General features: G+C 66.5%; 17 protein-coding genes. 6 read left to right on the top strand and 11 right to left on the bottom strand.

All coding sequences use genetic code 11. From position 1 onward, the window contains the following. Positions 1 to 23: 23 nt before the first annotated feature. The 9 genes from HLG70_RS23700 to HLG70_RS23660 form a co-directional block, all read right to left on the bottom strand. Positions 24 to 1,355, bottom strand: a complete 1,332-nt coding sequence (locus HLG70_RS23700) for an MFS transporter (protein WP_171667797.1) — start codon at positions 1,353 to 1,355, stop codon at positions 24 to 26. A gap of 73 nt (positions 1,356 to 1,428) precedes the next feature. Beyond that, a complete protein-coding gene (locus HLG70_RS23695; protein ID WP_171667798.1) occupies positions 1,429 to 2,067 on the bottom strand; it encodes an aldolase in 639 nt (212 codons plus the stop codon). 160 nt (positions 2,068 to 2,227) lie between these two features. Then, positions 2,228 to 3,361, bottom strand: coding sequence for a hypothetical protein (locus tag HLG70_RS23690; RefSeq protein WP_171667799.1), 1,134 nt, complete (start codon positions 3,359 to 3,361; stop codon positions 2,228 to 2,230). Between the two features lie 16 nt (positions 3,362 to 3,377). Beyond that, a complete protein-coding gene (locus HLG70_RS23685) occupies positions 3,378 to 3,716 on the bottom strand; it encodes a DMT family transporter (RefSeq protein WP_171667800.1) in 339 nt (112 codons plus the stop codon). 2 nt (positions 3,717 to 3,718) lie between these two features. Further along, the gene (locus HLG70_RS23680) at positions 3,719 to 4,600 is read right to left on the bottom strand and encodes a decaprenyl-phosphate phosphoribosyltransferase (protein ID WP_213697131.1); all 882 of its coding nucleotides are present in this window, start codon (positions 4,598 to 4,600) and stop codon (positions 3,719 to 3,721) included. Next, the gene (locus tag HLG70_RS23675) at positions 4,597 to 5,220 is read right to left on the bottom strand and encodes an HAD family hydrolase (RefSeq protein ID WP_171667802.1); all 624 of its coding nucleotides are present in this window, start codon (positions 5,218 to 5,220) and stop codon (positions 4,597 to 4,599) included. The genes HLG70_RS23680 and HLG70_RS23675 overlap by 4 nt, the downstream gene beginning before the upstream one ends. A gap of 251 nt (positions 5,221 to 5,471) precedes the next feature. Beyond that, complete coding sequence (locus HLG70_RS23670; protein WP_171667803.1) at positions 5,472 to 6,449, bottom strand: Bug family tripartite tricarboxylate transporter substrate binding protein; 978 nt, start codon at positions 6,447 to 6,449, stop codon at positions 5,472 to 5,474. A gap of 114 nt (positions 6,450 to 6,563) precedes the next feature. Beyond that, positions 6,564 to 7,478 carry an NAD(P)-dependent oxidoreductase gene (locus HLG70_RS23665; protein WP_171667804.1) on the bottom strand — a complete coding sequence of 305 codons (915 nt, stop codon included), beginning with the start codon at positions 7,476 to 7,478 and terminating at the stop codon, positions 6,564 to 6,566. After that, positions 7,475 to 7,888: a carboxymuconolactone decarboxylase family protein gene (locus HLG70_RS23660; RefSeq protein WP_171667805.1), complete on the bottom strand. Its 414-nt coding sequence runs from the start codon at positions 7,886 to 7,888 to the stop codon at positions 7,475 to 7,477. The genes HLG70_RS23665 and HLG70_RS23660 overlap by 4 nt, the downstream gene beginning before the upstream one ends. A gap of 227 nt (positions 7,889 to 8,115) precedes the next feature. On the opposite strand from HLG70_RS23660, the gene HLG70_RS23655 reads away from it, so the two are divergent. Further along, positions 8,116 to 8,808: a GntR family transcriptional regulator gene (locus HLG70_RS23655; protein WP_171667806.1), complete on the top strand. Its 693-nt coding sequence runs from the start codon at positions 8,116 to 8,118 to the stop codon at positions 8,806 to 8,808. A 94-nt stretch (positions 8,809 to 8,902) separates the two neighbouring features. Here HLG70_RS23655 and HLG70_RS23650 read toward each other — a convergent pair whose 3' ends face one another. Next, entirely contained in the window at positions 8,903 to 9,349 is a 447-nt protein-coding gene (locus tag HLG70_RS23650) for a hypothetical protein (RefSeq protein WP_171667807.1), read from the bottom strand. A 109-nt stretch (positions 9,350 to 9,458) separates the two neighbouring features. After that, positions 9,459 to 9,929, bottom strand: coding sequence for a hypothetical protein (locus HLG70_RS23645; RefSeq protein WP_171667808.1), 471 nt, complete (start codon positions 9,927 to 9,929; stop codon positions 9,459 to 9,461). A 177-nt stretch (positions 9,930 to 10,106) separates the two neighbouring features. Between HLG70_RS23645 and HLG70_RS23640 the strand changes: the two genes are divergently transcribed. From HLG70_RS23640 to HLG70_RS23620, 5 genes are all read left to right on the top strand, one after another. Next, positions 10,107 to 10,694, top strand: coding sequence for a hypothetical protein (locus HLG70_RS23640; protein ID WP_171667809.1), 588 nt, complete (start codon positions 10,107 to 10,109; stop codon positions 10,692 to 10,694). A 112-nt stretch (positions 10,695 to 10,806) separates the two neighbouring features. Continuing rightward, a complete protein-coding gene (locus tag HLG70_RS23635; protein ID WP_171667810.1) occupies positions 10,807 to 11,472 on the top strand; it encodes an RNA polymerase sigma factor in 666 nt (221 codons plus the stop codon). A gap of 2 nt (positions 11,473 to 11,474) precedes the next feature. Next, entirely contained in the window at positions 11,475 to 12,080 is a 606-nt protein-coding gene (locus HLG70_RS23630; RefSeq protein ID WP_171667811.1) for a hypothetical protein, read from the top strand. An 8-nt stretch (positions 12,081 to 12,088) separates the two neighbouring features. After that, positions 12,089 to 13,519 (top strand): caspase family protein, encoded by a 1,431-nt coding sequence (locus HLG70_RS23625; protein WP_234103173.1) that lies wholly within the window; start codon positions 12,089 to 12,091, stop codon positions 13,517 to 13,519. A gap of 120 nt (positions 13,520 to 13,639) precedes the next feature. Next, the gene (locus HLG70_RS23620; RefSeq protein WP_171667813.1) at positions 13,640 to 14,023 is read left to right on the top strand and encodes a SecDF P1 head subdomain-containing protein; all 384 of its coding nucleotides are present in this window, start codon (positions 13,640 to 13,642) and stop codon (positions 14,021 to 14,023) included. Positions 14,024 to 14,060: the final 37 nt, after the last annotated feature.

The following is a 14,060-nucleotide window of genomic DNA, read 5'->3' as shown; positions in this document are numbered from 1 at the left end:
GTCTTGTTGCTGCGCATGGCGCGCTAGCGGTTCACCAGCTTGGCCGGCGTGAACCAGACCGCGACGGCGCCGATGACCAGTACGGCCGCCAGCACGTACATGCCCGACGCCGTGGAACTGGTCATGTCCTTCAGATAGCCGATCATGTAGGGGCTGGCAAAGCCGGCCAGATTGCCCACGGAGTTGACGATGGCGATGCCGGCCGCGGCCGCCGTGCCGGACAGGAACGCCGTCGGCAGCGACCAGAACAGCGGCGCGCACGTCAGCACGCCCGCGGCCGCCATCGACAGGAAGACCAGCGACACCACGGTGTTGTCGGCGAACGAGGCCGCCGCCGTGAAGCCCACCGCGCCCGCCAGCGCCGGCACGATCAGATGCCAGCGGCGTTCGCGCCGCTTGTCGGCCGAGTGACCCAGCAGGTTCATCACGACGATGGCGCACAGGAACGGAATCGCGCTGAGCAAACCGATATTGAAGGCGCCCGTGACGCCGGTCGACTTGATCAGGGTGGGCATCCAGAACGTCAGGCCGTACTGGCCGGCGACGAAGGCGAAGTAGATCAGGCACATCCACCACACGCGCTTGTCGGCGAACACCGCGCGCAGCGAGTGCTTCTGCGTGCCTGTCTGCTTCTGGTCCTGTTCGATCTCGCGGGTCAGCAGCTTTTTCTCATCGTCGCTCAGCCACTTGGCGCTGGAAATCCCGTTGTCCAGATACATGACCGTGACCACGCCTATCACCAGCGCGGGCACCGCTTCGATCAGGAACATCCACTGCCAGCCCTGCAGGCCGTGCGTGCCATGGAACGCTTCCATGATCCAGCCCGACAGCGGATTGCCGAAGATGCCGGCCACTGGGATGGCCGACATGAACAGCGCAATGATCTTCGCGCGGCGATGGGCCGGGTACCAGTAGGTCAGGTACAGGATCACGCCGGGATAGAAGCCGGCTTCGGCCAGGCCCAGCAGGAAGCGCAGGATGTAGAAGCCCGTGGGCGTTTCCACGAACATGAACATGCCGGACAGGATGCCCCACGTGATCATGATGCGCGCGATCCAGATGCGCGCGCCCAAACGATGCATCAGCAGGTTGCTGGGCACTTCGAACAGGAAGTAGCCAATGAAGAAGACGCCGGCGCCCAGGCCGAACACGGTCTCGCTGAAGCCCAGGTCCTGCGACATCTGCAGCTTGGCGAAGCCGACGTTGACGCGGTCCAGGTAGGCGATGACATAACAAAGCATCAGGAACGGCACAAGCCGCCAGAACACCTTGGCATAAGCGCGAGCGGTTTCGCGGGACTCGGGCGGCGACGACGCCGCGGGCGCGGCGTTAGACGCCAATTCCATCGGGGGCATGACTAGTCTCCATAAAGGATGCGCCGCCTTGGTCCGCGATGCCGCGGCCGGCAGGCTTTGTACGAAAATCGGTTTAGTAGCGCGCCCCGAAGGTCAGGCGCAGTTCTTCGATGGCATCGGCGGACAGCGGCGCCGGCCGGGGATGGCTCATCAGCCACAGGCGGGCGGTCTCTTCCAGTTCTTCCAGCGCATAGGACGCATGCGCGACCGAGCGTTCCCACACTACCGGACCCAGCCGTTCGAACAGCGCGCCGCGCACCTGGGCGGCCACGGCGGCCACCTCGGCCGCGGCTTGCGGATCGCCGGGGCGGCGGTAGCCGATCAGCGGGATTCGTCCGACCTTCATGACCTGGTAGGGCGTGAGCGGCGGCAGCACCTCGTCCTGCCGCCACACGCCCGCCAGCGTCAGCGCGACCAGATGCGTGGAATGCGTATGCACGATGCCGCGCGATTCGGGGCTGGCGCGGTAGATCCCCTGGTGCAGCACCAGGGTCTTGGACGGCTTGCCGCCCGCGAGCCAGTTGCCGGCCAGATCGACCTTGGACAGTTCGGCGGGATCCAGGCGGCCCAGGCAGGCGTCGGTCGGCGTGATCAGCCAGCCGTCGTCGAGGCGGGCGCTGATGTTTCCGGCGGCGCCCACCGTGTAGCCACGCTGGTAAAGGCTTGCGCCGACGGTGCAGATCTCTTCCCGGATGCGGGCTTCTTCAGTCATGAAACGCCCCCGGGCAAGGGGGACGGACAGCGGAACGCAATGACGGCCGGACCTGCATGATGATGTGTCTCTGGTATGAAAGTTATCGGGTCATCATACAAATTTGGGAAACGCGGAGATATCGGGTAAACCCGTAATCCGCGTAAAAAAGGATGTCCGGCTAGGCGCGCTCGCCACCCGCGCGGGGCGCGGCGGTGACCGTCATCCAGACCGTCATGGCCATTGCCATCAGGCCCAGCAGCGAGGGATACAGCATGCTCAGGTTGCGCATCTCGCCCGGCGAGCAGAACAGCACGAACAGCGGCACATTGACGGCCAGGGCCAGCAACGCATGCTGCCGCAACGCTTGCGGCAGACGCGCCCAGCCATTGACGGCGATGCCGACGAACGCCAGCACGCTCACGATGCCGAAGCCGCGCGGCAACAGCACGCCGTAGGTACTCTCGGTGCGCAGCCAGTTGCCGGGATCAACGTAGAAGCGCAGGTTGTCCCACAGTTGGTAGTCCACTGTCGAGCCCGGATTTCCCGCAAAGCGCATGCGCAGCGCCAGATATACGCAGCCGCAGACGAACAGCAGGGCCGCCGCCAGGGCGGCCGCATGCGCGCGCGGCAGGTTGCGCCGCAGCAGGGGATACAGCGCGGGCGTGAAAAAGAAGAAGGCTTCCTTGTTCCAGGTCGCCAGGCCCGCCAGTGCAAGCAGGCCCAGGACGCGCAGCGGCGTATGGCGCGATACGCCCATCGCCAGCAGGACGGCGCTCATCATGAACAGCAATTCGACAAAATCATAGAAATAGCCGCCTTCGGTGAGAAAGAAGGGCAGCAGCAACGCAAGAATCGCCGGCGCAGCCGTCGCGGCCACCGCGTCCGCGCCCGCTTGCAGGCACACGCGCCGCATGACGAACAGCGCCGCCAACAGCGCGAAGAAGGTCAGGTAATAGACCAGGTGGTAGCGCAGGGTGACCGCGGGTATCAGCGCTTCCGATCCCGGATAGCGCATCGCCAGTCCCGAGCGGCTGTTCACCCGCCGGGGGTCGGCCAGGCGCTCGGAAATGCGCGCCACGGTCGCCTCAGGCAGCATCCCCTGGATGCCGTTGGCCAGCGCCGGCAAGAATTGCCGGTATACATAGGGACGGTGGGCCGTGCCCTCCACCAGCTGCGACAGGCCCAGGGCGGGATGGCCGTCGTTCAGTCGCCACTTCGTGTAGAAGCCGTTGATGACGGCAGCCGCAATCACGACATAGGCGCAGGACAACAGAAACCAGCGATAGCCGGCGGAACTGAAGAAACGTGTCATGGAATGCTCGTACGCCCTATTTCGACATCAGGAAAACGCCGACCGCGATAAAGGCGGCACCCGCCATGCGCATGGCGGAGATGGACTCGGCGCCGGACAGCAGGCCGTAGAGAAAGACCCCGGCGATCGCGAAAGCGACCATCAGCGGATAAGCCAGCGTCAGGTCCAGTTGGCGCAGCGCCAGTGCGTATAAGCCAAAGCCCACCCCGTACGCGCCGACCGCGGCCAGATAGGGCAGCGCTTGCGCCACAAGCGGCAGCGGCGGCGCCGCCGAGGAGTTGGCCCCCGCGGCTTTGAGCGCCACGCTGGCCGCCACGCTGCACGCCCCGCTGAGAATCAGCCACAGATATGCCATCTTCACGCCCCCACGAGCAAAACCACCAACATCAGCCAGGCCAGCACCGCCATGCGTATCTGGTTGTCGGCCAGCAGATCGCGGCCCGGCTCCTCGCCAGACCCGCCCTTGTACAGCAGGTACAGATAGCGGAAGACGCCAAAGGTCACGATGGGCAGGGTCACGACCAGATGCTGCGTGCCATGCAGCGCCGCGGTCTCGGCGTCCACCGTGTACAGGCCGTAGGCGAGCAAGGTCGCGCTGGCGGTTATGGCCACCAGGTTGTCCAGCAATTGCGGAGAATAATGACGCAGCACAATACGCGTGTTGCCCTGCAGCGCCAGCACGCCGCCCGGTGTCGCGACGATCTCGGCGCGCCGCTTCGCGAACCCCAGGAACAGAGTCAGCATGAAGCTGCACAACAGCATCCAGCGCGAAGGAACAATGCCCACCGCATAGGTGCCGCAAGCCAGCCGGATCATGAAGCCGGCGGCGATGCAGAACACGTCGACCAGCACCTTGTGCTTCAGGCGTAGCGTGTAGGCGATGTTCAGGACCAGATAACTGGCCACGGCCAACGCCACGGGCCACAGGCCGCTGGCCAGCGGCAACCCCAGTGCGCCGCAGAACAGGACTGCGATCAGCCCGCGCGCCGCCGGCAGGCCGACCTGGCCGCTGGCGATGGCGCGATGGCGCTTCTTGGGGTGGGCGGCGTCGGCAGCCCGGTCGTGATAGTCGTTCAGCACATAGACCGCGCTGGACGCCAGGCAGAACGCCACGAAGCCCACGCCCACGCCGAACACCAGCCGCGGGTCCGACCAGCCGTGGCTGAAGATGAGTCCGATCAGCACAAAGCCGTTCTTCAGCCATTGCTGCGGACGCAACAGCGAAATGACGGCGTTCATGGCTTCACCGCCTGGCCGCGATACCACGCGTGCTGGGCGGCATCGATCATCCATTGATCGCCGCGGCTGTCGCCGTAGGCATGGAGCTCGTACTGGTCCGGCGAACCGAAGCGCTCGGCCAGACGGCGAATCTTCTCGGGTCCCCAGCAGTTGGGCCCGTCGAAACTGCCGGTAAGCCGCCCCTGCCCGTCCACGGCCATCCGCGTGCAGATCAGGTCGTCAAAACCCAGATAGCGCGAGACTTCTTCCAGGTAGATGTCCGGCGATGCGCTCACCAGCACGCAATGGTCGCCGCGCTGCTGGTGCCAGCGCAGCCGTTCCACCAGCGCGGGCCGCAAGGGAATGGCGTGGACCCACGCGCGCGCGACATGCGCCAGTTCGGCGCGCGACCGGCCTTTTAGCGCGGCGCGGCAAAGCGCCGTCTTGGCGTATTCATTGCTGCGCATGCGCAGGGCAAACCCGGCCAGCGCGGGCGCGGCCAGCAGCAGCGCCCCAATCAGCCTGGGCCAGGAGAGGTGGACCAGGAAGGGGACGAATGTGTCACGCTGAGTCAGGGTGCCGTCGAAGTCGAAGGCCGCGATCACGCGCGTGGGAACGGGAAACGGCGATTGGGTAGCCATGCTGCTTTCGCGATGAAACCCGGTCATGCCGGAGGTCGTCGCAAACTGTGCCGGAAAATAGCCGGCGATCGAAACGCAGATGCGCTTTTTCGGACGCCGGCTTGCCTGGACGAAGGGACGACGGGTCAATCTCTTCGTTTTATGTCAATTATTTTGTATTTGTAACACACATCAAGGAACTTGCGACGCCTGTCAGCGCGCGCCGCCATTTTCCTGCGCGACCCCAGGCATCGCGACGGCCCAGGCCCGCCTCAATTGACCGTGATGCCGGCCTCCTTGATCAGCGTCGCGAAGTGGGGCACATCGCGCGCGATGAGCGCCCGGAAGGCGTCGGCGCCCTGCTCCTTTTCGGCGGGAGCCTGGGCCGCCAGCTTATCCAGCGACTCGCGCACGCCAGGGCTTTTCAACGCCGCCGCCAGAGCCTGCTCCAGGCGCGCAATCACGGCGGGCGGCGTGCCGGCGGGCGCCGCGATGCCGTTCCACACGCTCATGTTGAATGCCGGCACGCCTGCCTCGGCAAAGGTCGGCACGTCGGGAATCTGAGGCAGCCGGCTGGCGCTGGCCACCGCCAGGGCGGTGACGCGCTTGCCCTCGTGGATGGGAATCATCGTGACGGTCTGGTCGATCACCGCGTCCACCGTGCCCGCCATCAGGTCGGCGATGGCGGGGCCCGCGCCGCGGTACGGAATCTGCATGCCCTGCGTGGCCGTCACATGCATGAAGTAGGCGGCCGCGATGTGGCTGGTGGAGCCGGATCCCGCGTTGCCAAAGTTCACGTCGGCGCCGTTCTTCTTCATGCGCGCGACGAAGTCGGGCAAGGTGGAGATGCCGCTCTTCTTGCTGACCGAAAGCACCATCGGCACGGTGGCCACCAGACCCACCGCCGCCAGATCTCGGCGCGGGTCGAACTTGCTCTTGGGATACAGAGACGGTGCGATCGCCAGCGACCCCATGTTGCCGAAGGTGATGGTGTAGCCATCGGGCGCGGCGCGGGTCACACGCTGGTTGCCTATCATGGTGCCGCCGCCGCCCAGGTTTTCCACCACGATGGTCTGGCCCAGGTTCTCGCCCATGGCCTGCGCCACGATGCGGGCCAGCCCGTCCGTGGAGCCGCCCGCGGCATACGGCACCACCATGGAGATGGCGCGCGTGGGATAGTCCTGCGCGTGCGCGTTTGCGCCAAGCGCAAGCAGGCCGGCGCCCAGGGACGCCAGGAATTTCTTGTTCATGTCTTGCTCCTCGCTGTTGGAGCCGGCAGCAGCCGGCCCTCCGCCTCGTCCGGGCGGTTCTTGGTGCTGCGGGTTTAAAGGAAGGCGCGCGCCATGCGCGCCGTTTGAAGCGGCCTAGTCTTTCTTCGACCCCAGTTCCACGCCGGCCAATTGCTCGGACAGGCGCGCCACCGCGGTGTGGTCCTGCCCCTTGCCCAGGGTCTTTCCGGCCGATGCCCACAATTCGCGGCACAGCGACGAGAACGGCGTGGGGGTGCCGGTGTCGGTGGCGATGCCCAGCGCAATGCCCAGGTCCTTGACCATCAGGTCCAGGCCGAAGCCCGAGTTGAACTGACGCGACAGCACGAACTGCTTGAACTTCTTCTGCGTGGAATTGTTCATGCCGGTGGACGCATTCAGCACGTCCACGATCACGTTCGGATCCAGGCCGAACTGCTGGCCGATCAGCATCGCCTCGACGCCAATCAGGAAACCGCCGGCGGACACCAGGTTGTTCAACGCTTTCATGGCATGCGCGCTGCCGACGCCACCCACGGCGGTGATGGCCGAGCCCATGGCGGACAGCGCCGGGCGCACGCGCTCAAGCGTCGAAGCCGGGCCGCCGAACATGATGGACAGGTCGCCCGTGCGCGCACGCGGCACGCCGCCAGACACCGGCGCGTCCACCATCTCGCCGCCCGCGGCGGCCACGGCCTGCGCCAGCCGCTGGGTGTGCGCAGGCACCCCGGAGCTCATGTCGACGACGACGCTTCCCGGACGCAGTGCCGCCAGCACCCCTTGTTCGCCGGTCAGCACCTGTTCCACGATGGCGCTCGTGGGCAGCATCGTGAAGATGAGGTCGGCCTGGGCCGCCAGTTCCGCGCAAGTCGCCGCGGCCTGGCCGCCCACTTCCTGGGCAAATCGGCCCGCCTGCCCCGGCGCGGCGTCAAACACCGTCACCTGATAGCCCGCCTGCACCAGCCGGGCCGCCATGGGCCACCCCATGCTGCCGATGCCGATCAGGCCCACGCGTTCTTGCGGTGCGCTCATGCTTGGGGCTCCTTGAAGGCGCCTTCTTCTTCCAGCACCTGGTTGGCCACCTTGAAGGCATCCAGGCCGGCGGGGATGCCGCAATAGACCGTGGCCTGCAGCAGGATTTCCTTGATCTCTTCGACCGTCACGCCGTTGTTCAGCGCGCCCTTGACGTGCAGCTTGATCTCGGCCGGGCGGTTCAGCGCCGTCAGCATCGCCAGGTTCAGCATGCTGCGCGTCTTCTTTTCCAGGCCGGGCCGCCCCCAGGTGTAGCCCCAGCACCATTCGGTGGTGATGTGCTGGAAGGCCATCATGAAGTCGTTGGCGCGGGCCAGCGAGCCGTCCACGTAGTCGGTGCCCAGCACTTCGCGGCGCAGGTTCAGGCCTTGATCGAACAGGGCCTGGGTTTCGGATTTGATGTCTGCCATGAGTTCCTCGGGGGTGAAGGCGGTGGTGCTGCATTGATGGCCGCCGGTTGTCATTTGTCCGATTGTCAGGCAATCTTCACCAGAACGTCAATAGTCTGATTGTCGGACAATCTGACTATTTTCTTCGACAGTGAAAACAATGCCGGCCCGCAGAGCGCCAGGCCGGCGCCCGCGCGCCACAGGCTGCCGACGGGATATATTGCGTCTTTACGATCAAGAGACTTGCCATGCCCAGTCCCACCGGCGCGATTTTTGAGAAGCCCTCCACCCTGCGCACCCGCGTCGAGGAATTTCTGCGCACCTCCATCATGGACGGGCGCATCAAGGGCGGCGAGCGACTGCGCGAAGTTGAACTGTGCGAACAGCTGAACATCAGCCGCAGCACGCTGCGCGAGGCGCTGCGCACGCTCGAAGCCGAGCGCCTGATCTCCATCGAGCCGCATCGCGGCCCGACTGTCGTGCGCGTCACCGAAAAGGCGGCGCGCGACCTGTACGCCCTGCGGGCGCTGCTGGAAGGGTTTGCCGCGCACGAATTCGCCCGGCTGGCCACCGACACGGACGTCGAACACCTGCGCAAAGCCGTGGACGCGCTGCACCGCCAGGCCAAGGGCAGCAATAAGTCGGCCCTGCTTGCGGCCAAGCGCGACTTCTACGATGTGCTGCTGTCAGGCTGTGACAACGATCTGGTCAAGGACATGCTGCCGGGCCTTTTGTCGCGCATCAACCTGCTGCGCGCCACGTCGTTCGCGCGTCCGGACCGCCTGCCCGAAAGCATGGCCGAAATCGACCACATCTACGAGCGCATCCAGGCCCGGGACCCACAAGGAGCAAGGGAGGCCGCGCAGAGCCACATCGTCAACGCCGAACGCACCGCGCTGGAGGTGCTCCGCCGCCAACAGGAAGGACACAGCGAAAAGTGAGGGCAATCGCCCGCGAACCTGGCGCCGGGGTAGCCCTGGCTCAGCGGCATGGCGGCCTTATTGCCGCTGACGGCGCCATGCCGCGGCAACACGCCTACAGCGAATACTTGTAGTCGCAGTTCAACGTGGCCTGCAGCGGACTGGCGTAGCCGCCGCCTTCCTTGCCGCCCGGGCGCGGGGCCAGCAGCTTGGCCTGGAAGGTGCCGGCCACATCGCCATTGGCGTTTTTCTTCACGGCCACGGTGGACGGCAGCGCGTACAGCGTCAGCGCCTGGCCGTCGGCGGGCGCGATCAGCGTGAAGACCGACTGCTGAAAGTTCGCCACCACATAGCCTGGGGCCTGGTCGGACGTGAATTCCAAGGTGGCCTTGGCATAGGTCAGCCTCAGGCCCAGCTCATCGGACGACGGCGAAGGGATCTCGCCTTCCAACGCCACCTTGCCGCTATCCGAAACGCAGGACAGCGACGCGGGCGCCGATCCGGCATGGGCGGCGCCGGCCAGAAGCAGGCAGGACAGGAAGCAGGTGGCGCGTGCGGTCATTATTGTTTCCCTGGCGGGTTGCGGCGGCGGGTGAGCGGCAAGTGTAGGCGGAAAGCCGGCCCCTGCCACCCGTCCGCCGCGCCGGCGAACACCCGCGCCGATTCCGGACTCAGTTCGCCGATTCCGCCCCGCCTTCCTTCAGCTCCAGCGCGTCCTTCAGCACCTGACTGGCGCTGTGGCGGATGGCGGAAACGCAGCGCGCGACGATGCCGCGCAGCAGTTCCTCGGCGGGCAGCTTGTCCGCGGCGGCCACGAAGCTCTCGATCGCCGCCGACACGCGACCCGCCGCGGCGCCCTGGCCCCGTTGCACGCTCAGCTTGACCGCCTTGCAGCGGTGGTTGACGGCATTGATCACTTCCAGCAGCTGCATGCGGGTCAGACCCAGTTCGTCCGCATCGACAAAGCTCGGGTAGACCAGGCGCAGGAACTCCGGATCGGTCTCGGTCAGGCTGAAGAACATGGTGCCCAGGTCGGGATGGCGAAACAGCACATCGCCGTCTTCGTCAACGCGGGCCACCAGGCCCAGCTCTTCCTGGACGACGTGTTGATAAAGGGCGGCAAGCGGGGTGGTGTTGGACATGCTTCGACTCTCCGTGGGGATGGATGGCGGCGGGAAAATCCGCGCCCTCGCCCATCGCTACGCCCCGGCCCGGAAAAGGTTCGGAAAGTTTCAGGAAAAATAAATCGAACCTTTTCCACCGCCAGGCATAGCCATTCATGCAGGCATCCGCCTTCCCCAACCCGAAAAGGAAAAACCATGCAAGGAAAAGAGCTGCGCGACGTGCTGACGCTGGCGAAAACCCACGGCAGCCGCTGGGCCTCCGTCGCCGCCACTCGCGTCCATCGCGGTGACGCCGTCGCTGCATTGCTGTTTTTGCTGGCCACCACCGTGTTCTCGGTAATCACCATAAGCATGATGGGATCCCAGGTCGGCCTCAGCTTCTACGACCTGCTGCGCCTGCTCAATGGCGGCGACGTGCAGGGCGCGATGGCCGGCCAGGGCTCGGGCGCCGGCTTGTACGCGCTGCTGTGGCTGCTGGCCGTGGTCGGCCCGCTGCTGCCCTCGCTGCTGCCGCAACGCGCCGCCCGGCTCGGCTACTTCGTGCCGCTGGTCCTGTGGGGCGTCACGCTGGCCGGCGTCATTTCCGAAGTGCGCGAATTCATGAACGCCAGCCGCCAGCTGGCCGGCTTCATGGGCAACTCGCGCGCCAGCCGCAGCATGGCGCAGGACATGGCCTCGACCGTCTGGAACAGCCTGAGCTTCGGATTCGGACTCTACCTGTCGCTGGCGATCGCCGTGGGCTTCGCCGTGCGCGGCGTCATGGTCATGCGCCGGCGCGCTTGATTTTCCGCCGGTGCACGGCTAAGGTGCCGCTGCCCTCGCCCCAGAGGGCGACGGCACCTTTCCGCCGGTGGGCGGAACGTCAGCGCTCCGTCCGGCAACAAAAATCTGAATCATGAACACGCTCGACCCCAAGCGCTACGTCATCAACAACGTCGACGCGCTCCTGCGCATCATGCATGCCGATCCCCGCTACGCTCTGGACTTCCGCAACAAGGCCGAGCAGCACATCACGCTCAAGCTGCGCAAGAAATTCTTCAACACCTCGCCCGACGGTGTCATCGACGCCTTCAACAGCGCGCTGATGAAGTTCCTGCAAACGCGCACGTTCCGTGACGAGGGCTTCCTGCATGGCCAGCCGGCCGCAGGTTGGGCGGCGCACGAACTGGCGCTGAGCAAATTGGGAGGCTACCTGTACCGTGGCTCCCTGCATGAACTGATTCAGGCGCACCGCCGCACCCGGCACGAAGTCCAATGGAAGGGTACGGCCGACGATGACCCGCAAGCCGGGAGCGTCTTCGACGAGGCCGAGGACCTGGGCGACCCATCGCCGTTCGCCGACCCTGCCCACGCCTACGAGCAGCTATCGGTCGTCAAGCGCATGCGCGACTGCCTCAATAAACTCAGCGACACCCTGCGCACCACGATGTTCCTGTACCTGGATGAAATGCCGATGGAACAGATCGCGAAGCTGCAGGATCTGCACGTGCCCACCGTCAAGAGCCGCCTGCACGCCGCACGCAAGCTCGTGGCCGACTGCACGCGCAAAGGAATGGACTGATCATGCCTGAAGACAAAGTGCTGTCCTACTTGTCTGGCGAACTGGACGATGCCGCTCGCCGCGCGTTCGAGGCCGATCTCGCGCGCGACCCCGCGCTGCGCGCGGAGGTCGAGGAATGGCGCCAGCTGGCCCAGGCGCGCCAGCTGGCGCACAACGAGGTCGGCCAGGCCGAGCGCGACAGCGCCTTCCTGCGCGCACTGGCCGGACGCCCCCAGGCCGCGCCCGCGCCGCGATCCGCCGGCCGACGACTGTGGCAATGGATCTGGTCCCCGTCCGGCCTGCTGATGCCGCTGGGCTGGGCGCTGGCCGTCGTGCTGTCCGTCGTTGTGGTGCTGCAAGCGCCGCGCGAAGAACGGGTATCCGACGGCGTGCTGACGCGCGGCGGCGGCTCCTGCCCGCGCCTGACGGTCGACCTGCCCGACGACATCAGCGCCAGGCAACTGCGCAATGTCTTGTCCCAGTACGCCGTGTCCATCGTCGCGGGACCCGACGAGGACGGCCGTTACGTGCTGGCTTCCGTCCGCGAATCCTCGTTGCGCGATGCCGCCGCGGCGCTGGGCGTACGGTCCGCAACGCCCGCCACGGCCGGCGAGTGCCCCCGGCCATGAAGGCGATCATGACGACAACCAGCCACCGGAGGATGTCGGCGACGCGCCGGCGCCTGCTGACCGCGGCGCTGGGCGCGGGCCTGCTGGGCCTGCACGCTGGCGGCGCCGCCAATCCTGCCCCCGCGCCGGTTCCGGCCAAGCGGCGGTACGCGCTGGTGATCGGCAATGCGCGCTATGCCGTCGCCGCCAATGTGCTGGCCAACCCCGTCAACGATGCGCGCCTCGTCGCCGATTCGCTGCGCAAGCGCGACTTCGACGTCACCGTGCTGACCGATATCACCACGGCGCAGATGGAAAACGCGGTCGACGAGTTCGCCACGCGCGCCAAGGACGCGGACCTGGCGATGCTGTACTTCGCCGGTCACGCCGTGGCGCTGGACGACGTGAACTATCTGTTCGGAGTGGAACTGCCCCTGCCGCTGGCCGAGGTACGCATCCGCACGGCGCAGCAAAGCTCGCTCAGCATGCGGCGCGTCTCGCAAGCGCTGCGCCGGGCCCAGATCCGGGCACGCCTGCTGGTGCTGGACGCCTGCCGCACGAACCTGACGCGCGGCGCGCCCACCCCTGGCCTGATCCACACCGTGCCGGCCGGCGGCGAATTGATCGCGTTTTCGACGCAGCCTGGCGCCACGGCGGAAGACGGTTTTGGCCGCGACGGCCCGCGCCACAGTCCCTACGCCTTCTACTTCGCGCAAGGGCTGGACGCGATGCCCGCCTCCGCGCCGGTCGAGAATTTCTTCAAGCAACTGACCGGCGACGTGCAAGTGGCCACCGCCTACCGGCAGATCCCGCACTATGCCAGCAGCCTGGTCGGCACCGTCACCTTCACCAGCCTGGCGGACGGCCAGACGCCCGCGGTGCCGGGCGGCAACGCCGGACAGCCGGGCCGCGGCCCGTCGCCTACCCTGGGGCGCGACCTGATCAAGGCCCGCATGAGCGCCTGGGAATACGAGATCGAGCGCGGCGCCCAATACCTGGACGAACCGCGGCTGGACGCGCTGATCGCGCGCGCCAGGGCGGGCGACGTGGTGGCCATGACCACGCTGGGCCTCGTCGCGGAAAACGGCGATCACGTCGAGCAGAGCTACAAGGCTGCCGCCCTCTGGTACCAGCGCGCGGCCGATCAGGGCTTCGCGCCCGCGCAGACCTATCTGGGCGAACTCGCGGGCATGGGCCGGGGCGTCCCCAAGAACTACAACGTGGCCGAGCGGCTGTTTCGCGAAGCCGCCGAGGCCGGCCACCGCCGCGCCGCCCTCAACCTGCTGGACCTGAAAATGCGCATGGGCGAACCGATAGACCCGCAAGAATGGGCGACGGTGCTGCAGGACGCCGCGCGCAACCCGCTGGGACTGCCGCTGCCCGGCATGCCGCCCGTCCAGGGGATGCCGGACATGCCGTGGATGCGTGCGCTGGGTGTGCGGCCGCCAGGGCAACCCTGACGCCCCGGGGCGGCGCGCAATCGCCCCCTGGCCAAGGTTGAAACTGCGAACACTCCCGACATAACGCCGGACACGCGGACATCGGCTAGGATAGGGGAGGTCTATCAGAAGGAGTTGTCCATGCCCTCAATGAGACACGCCGCCTGCGCGGCGGCAATCGCCCTCGCCCTGCCCTTCGCGGCCCACGCGGAAACGGTCGTCCTGCATACCGAGCAGGCCACCGCCGGCGCCGATCCGCATACCCATGCGCGCGTCGTCGACATCCAGCTCAAGCCCGACAGCCGCAAGGCCCTGGCGGACTTCACCCGCGACCGCGTCGGCAAGCGCATCCAGCTGCGCTCCAATGGCATCCTGCTGTCGTCGGTCACCTTGATGAGTCCGCTGGAAGGCGACAGCTTTCGCATCACCGCCGGTGAACACGGCTTCGGCGGCAAGTCGGCCGAAGAGATCGCCCAAGGCATCATGAAGGAAGGCGGACTGACCGTGGACGACGAGAACAAGTAGCTGAATTGCGTCCGAGGTCTCCAACAGGCCTGCCGCC

The organism is Achromobacter deleyi, from assembly GCF_013116765.2.
GTDB lineage: Bacteria > Pseudomonadota > Gammaproteobacteria > Burkholderiales > Burkholderiaceae_B > Achromobacter > Achromobacter deleyi_A.
This window is presented reverse-complemented; position numbering and strand designations above follow the sequence as displayed.

Coding starts and splice junctions, on each gene's coding strand:
- HLG70_RS23655 (WP_171667806.1), top strand. CDS start 8,116: ATGCCCAGTCCCACCGGCGCGATTTTTGAGAAGCCCTCCACCCTGCGC.
- HLG70_RS23660 (WP_171667805.1), bottom strand. CDS start 7,888: ATGGCAGACATCAAATCCGAAACCCAGGCCCTGTTCGATCAAGGCCTG.
- HLG70_RS23680 (WP_213697131.1), bottom strand. CDS start 4,600: ATGAACGCCGTCATTTCGCTGTTGCGTCCGCAGCAATGGCTGAAGAAC.
- HLG70_RS23620 (WP_171667813.1), top strand. CDS start 13,640: ATGCCCTCAATGAGACACGCCGCCTGCGCGGCGGCAATCGCCCTCGCC.
- HLG70_RS23635 (WP_171667810.1), top strand. CDS start 10,807: ATGAACACGCTCGACCCCAAGCGCTACGTCATCAACAACGTCGACGCG.
- HLG70_RS23670 (WP_171667803.1), bottom strand. CDS start 6,449: ATGAACAAGAAATTCCTGGCGTCCCTGGGCGCCGGCCTGCTTGCGCTT.
- HLG70_RS23690 (WP_171667799.1), bottom strand. CDS start 3,361: ATGACACGTTTCTTCAGTTCCGCCGGCTATCGCTGGTTTCTGTTGTCC.
- HLG70_RS23630 (WP_171667811.1), top strand. CDS start 11,475: ATGCCTGAAGACAAAGTGCTGTCCTACTTGTCTGGCGAACTGGACGAT.
- HLG70_RS23665 (WP_171667804.1), bottom strand. CDS start 7,478: ATGAGCGCACCGCAAGAACGCGTGGGCCTGATCGGCATCGGCAGCATG.
- HLG70_RS23685 (WP_171667800.1), bottom strand. CDS start 3,716: ATGGCATATCTGTGGCTGATTCTCAGCGGGGCGTGCAGCGTGGCGGCC.
- HLG70_RS23700 (WP_171667797.1), bottom strand. CDS start 1,355: ATGCCCCCGATGGAATTGGCGTCTAACGCCGCGCCCGCGGCGTCGTCG.
- HLG70_RS23695 (WP_171667798.1), bottom strand. CDS start 2,067: ATGACTGAAGAAGCCCGCATCCGGGAAGAGATCTGCACCGTCGGCGCA.
- HLG70_RS23650 (WP_171667807.1), bottom strand. CDS start 9,349: ATGACCGCACGCGCCACCTGCTTCCTGTCCTGCCTGCTTCTGGCCGGC.
- HLG70_RS23625 (WP_234103173.1), top strand. CDS start 12,089: ATGACGACAACCAGCCACCGGAGGATGTCGGCGACGCGCCGGCGCCTG.
- HLG70_RS23675 (WP_171667802.1), bottom strand. CDS start 5,220: ATGGCTACCCAATCGCCGTTTCCCGTTCCCACGCGCGTGATCGCGGCC.
- HLG70_RS23640 (WP_171667809.1), top strand. CDS start 10,107: ATGCAAGGAAAAGAGCTGCGCGACGTGCTGACGCTGGCGAAAACCCAC.
- HLG70_RS23645 (WP_171667808.1), bottom strand. CDS start 9,929: ATGTCCAACACCACCCCGCTTGCCGCCCTTTATCAACACGTCGTCCAG.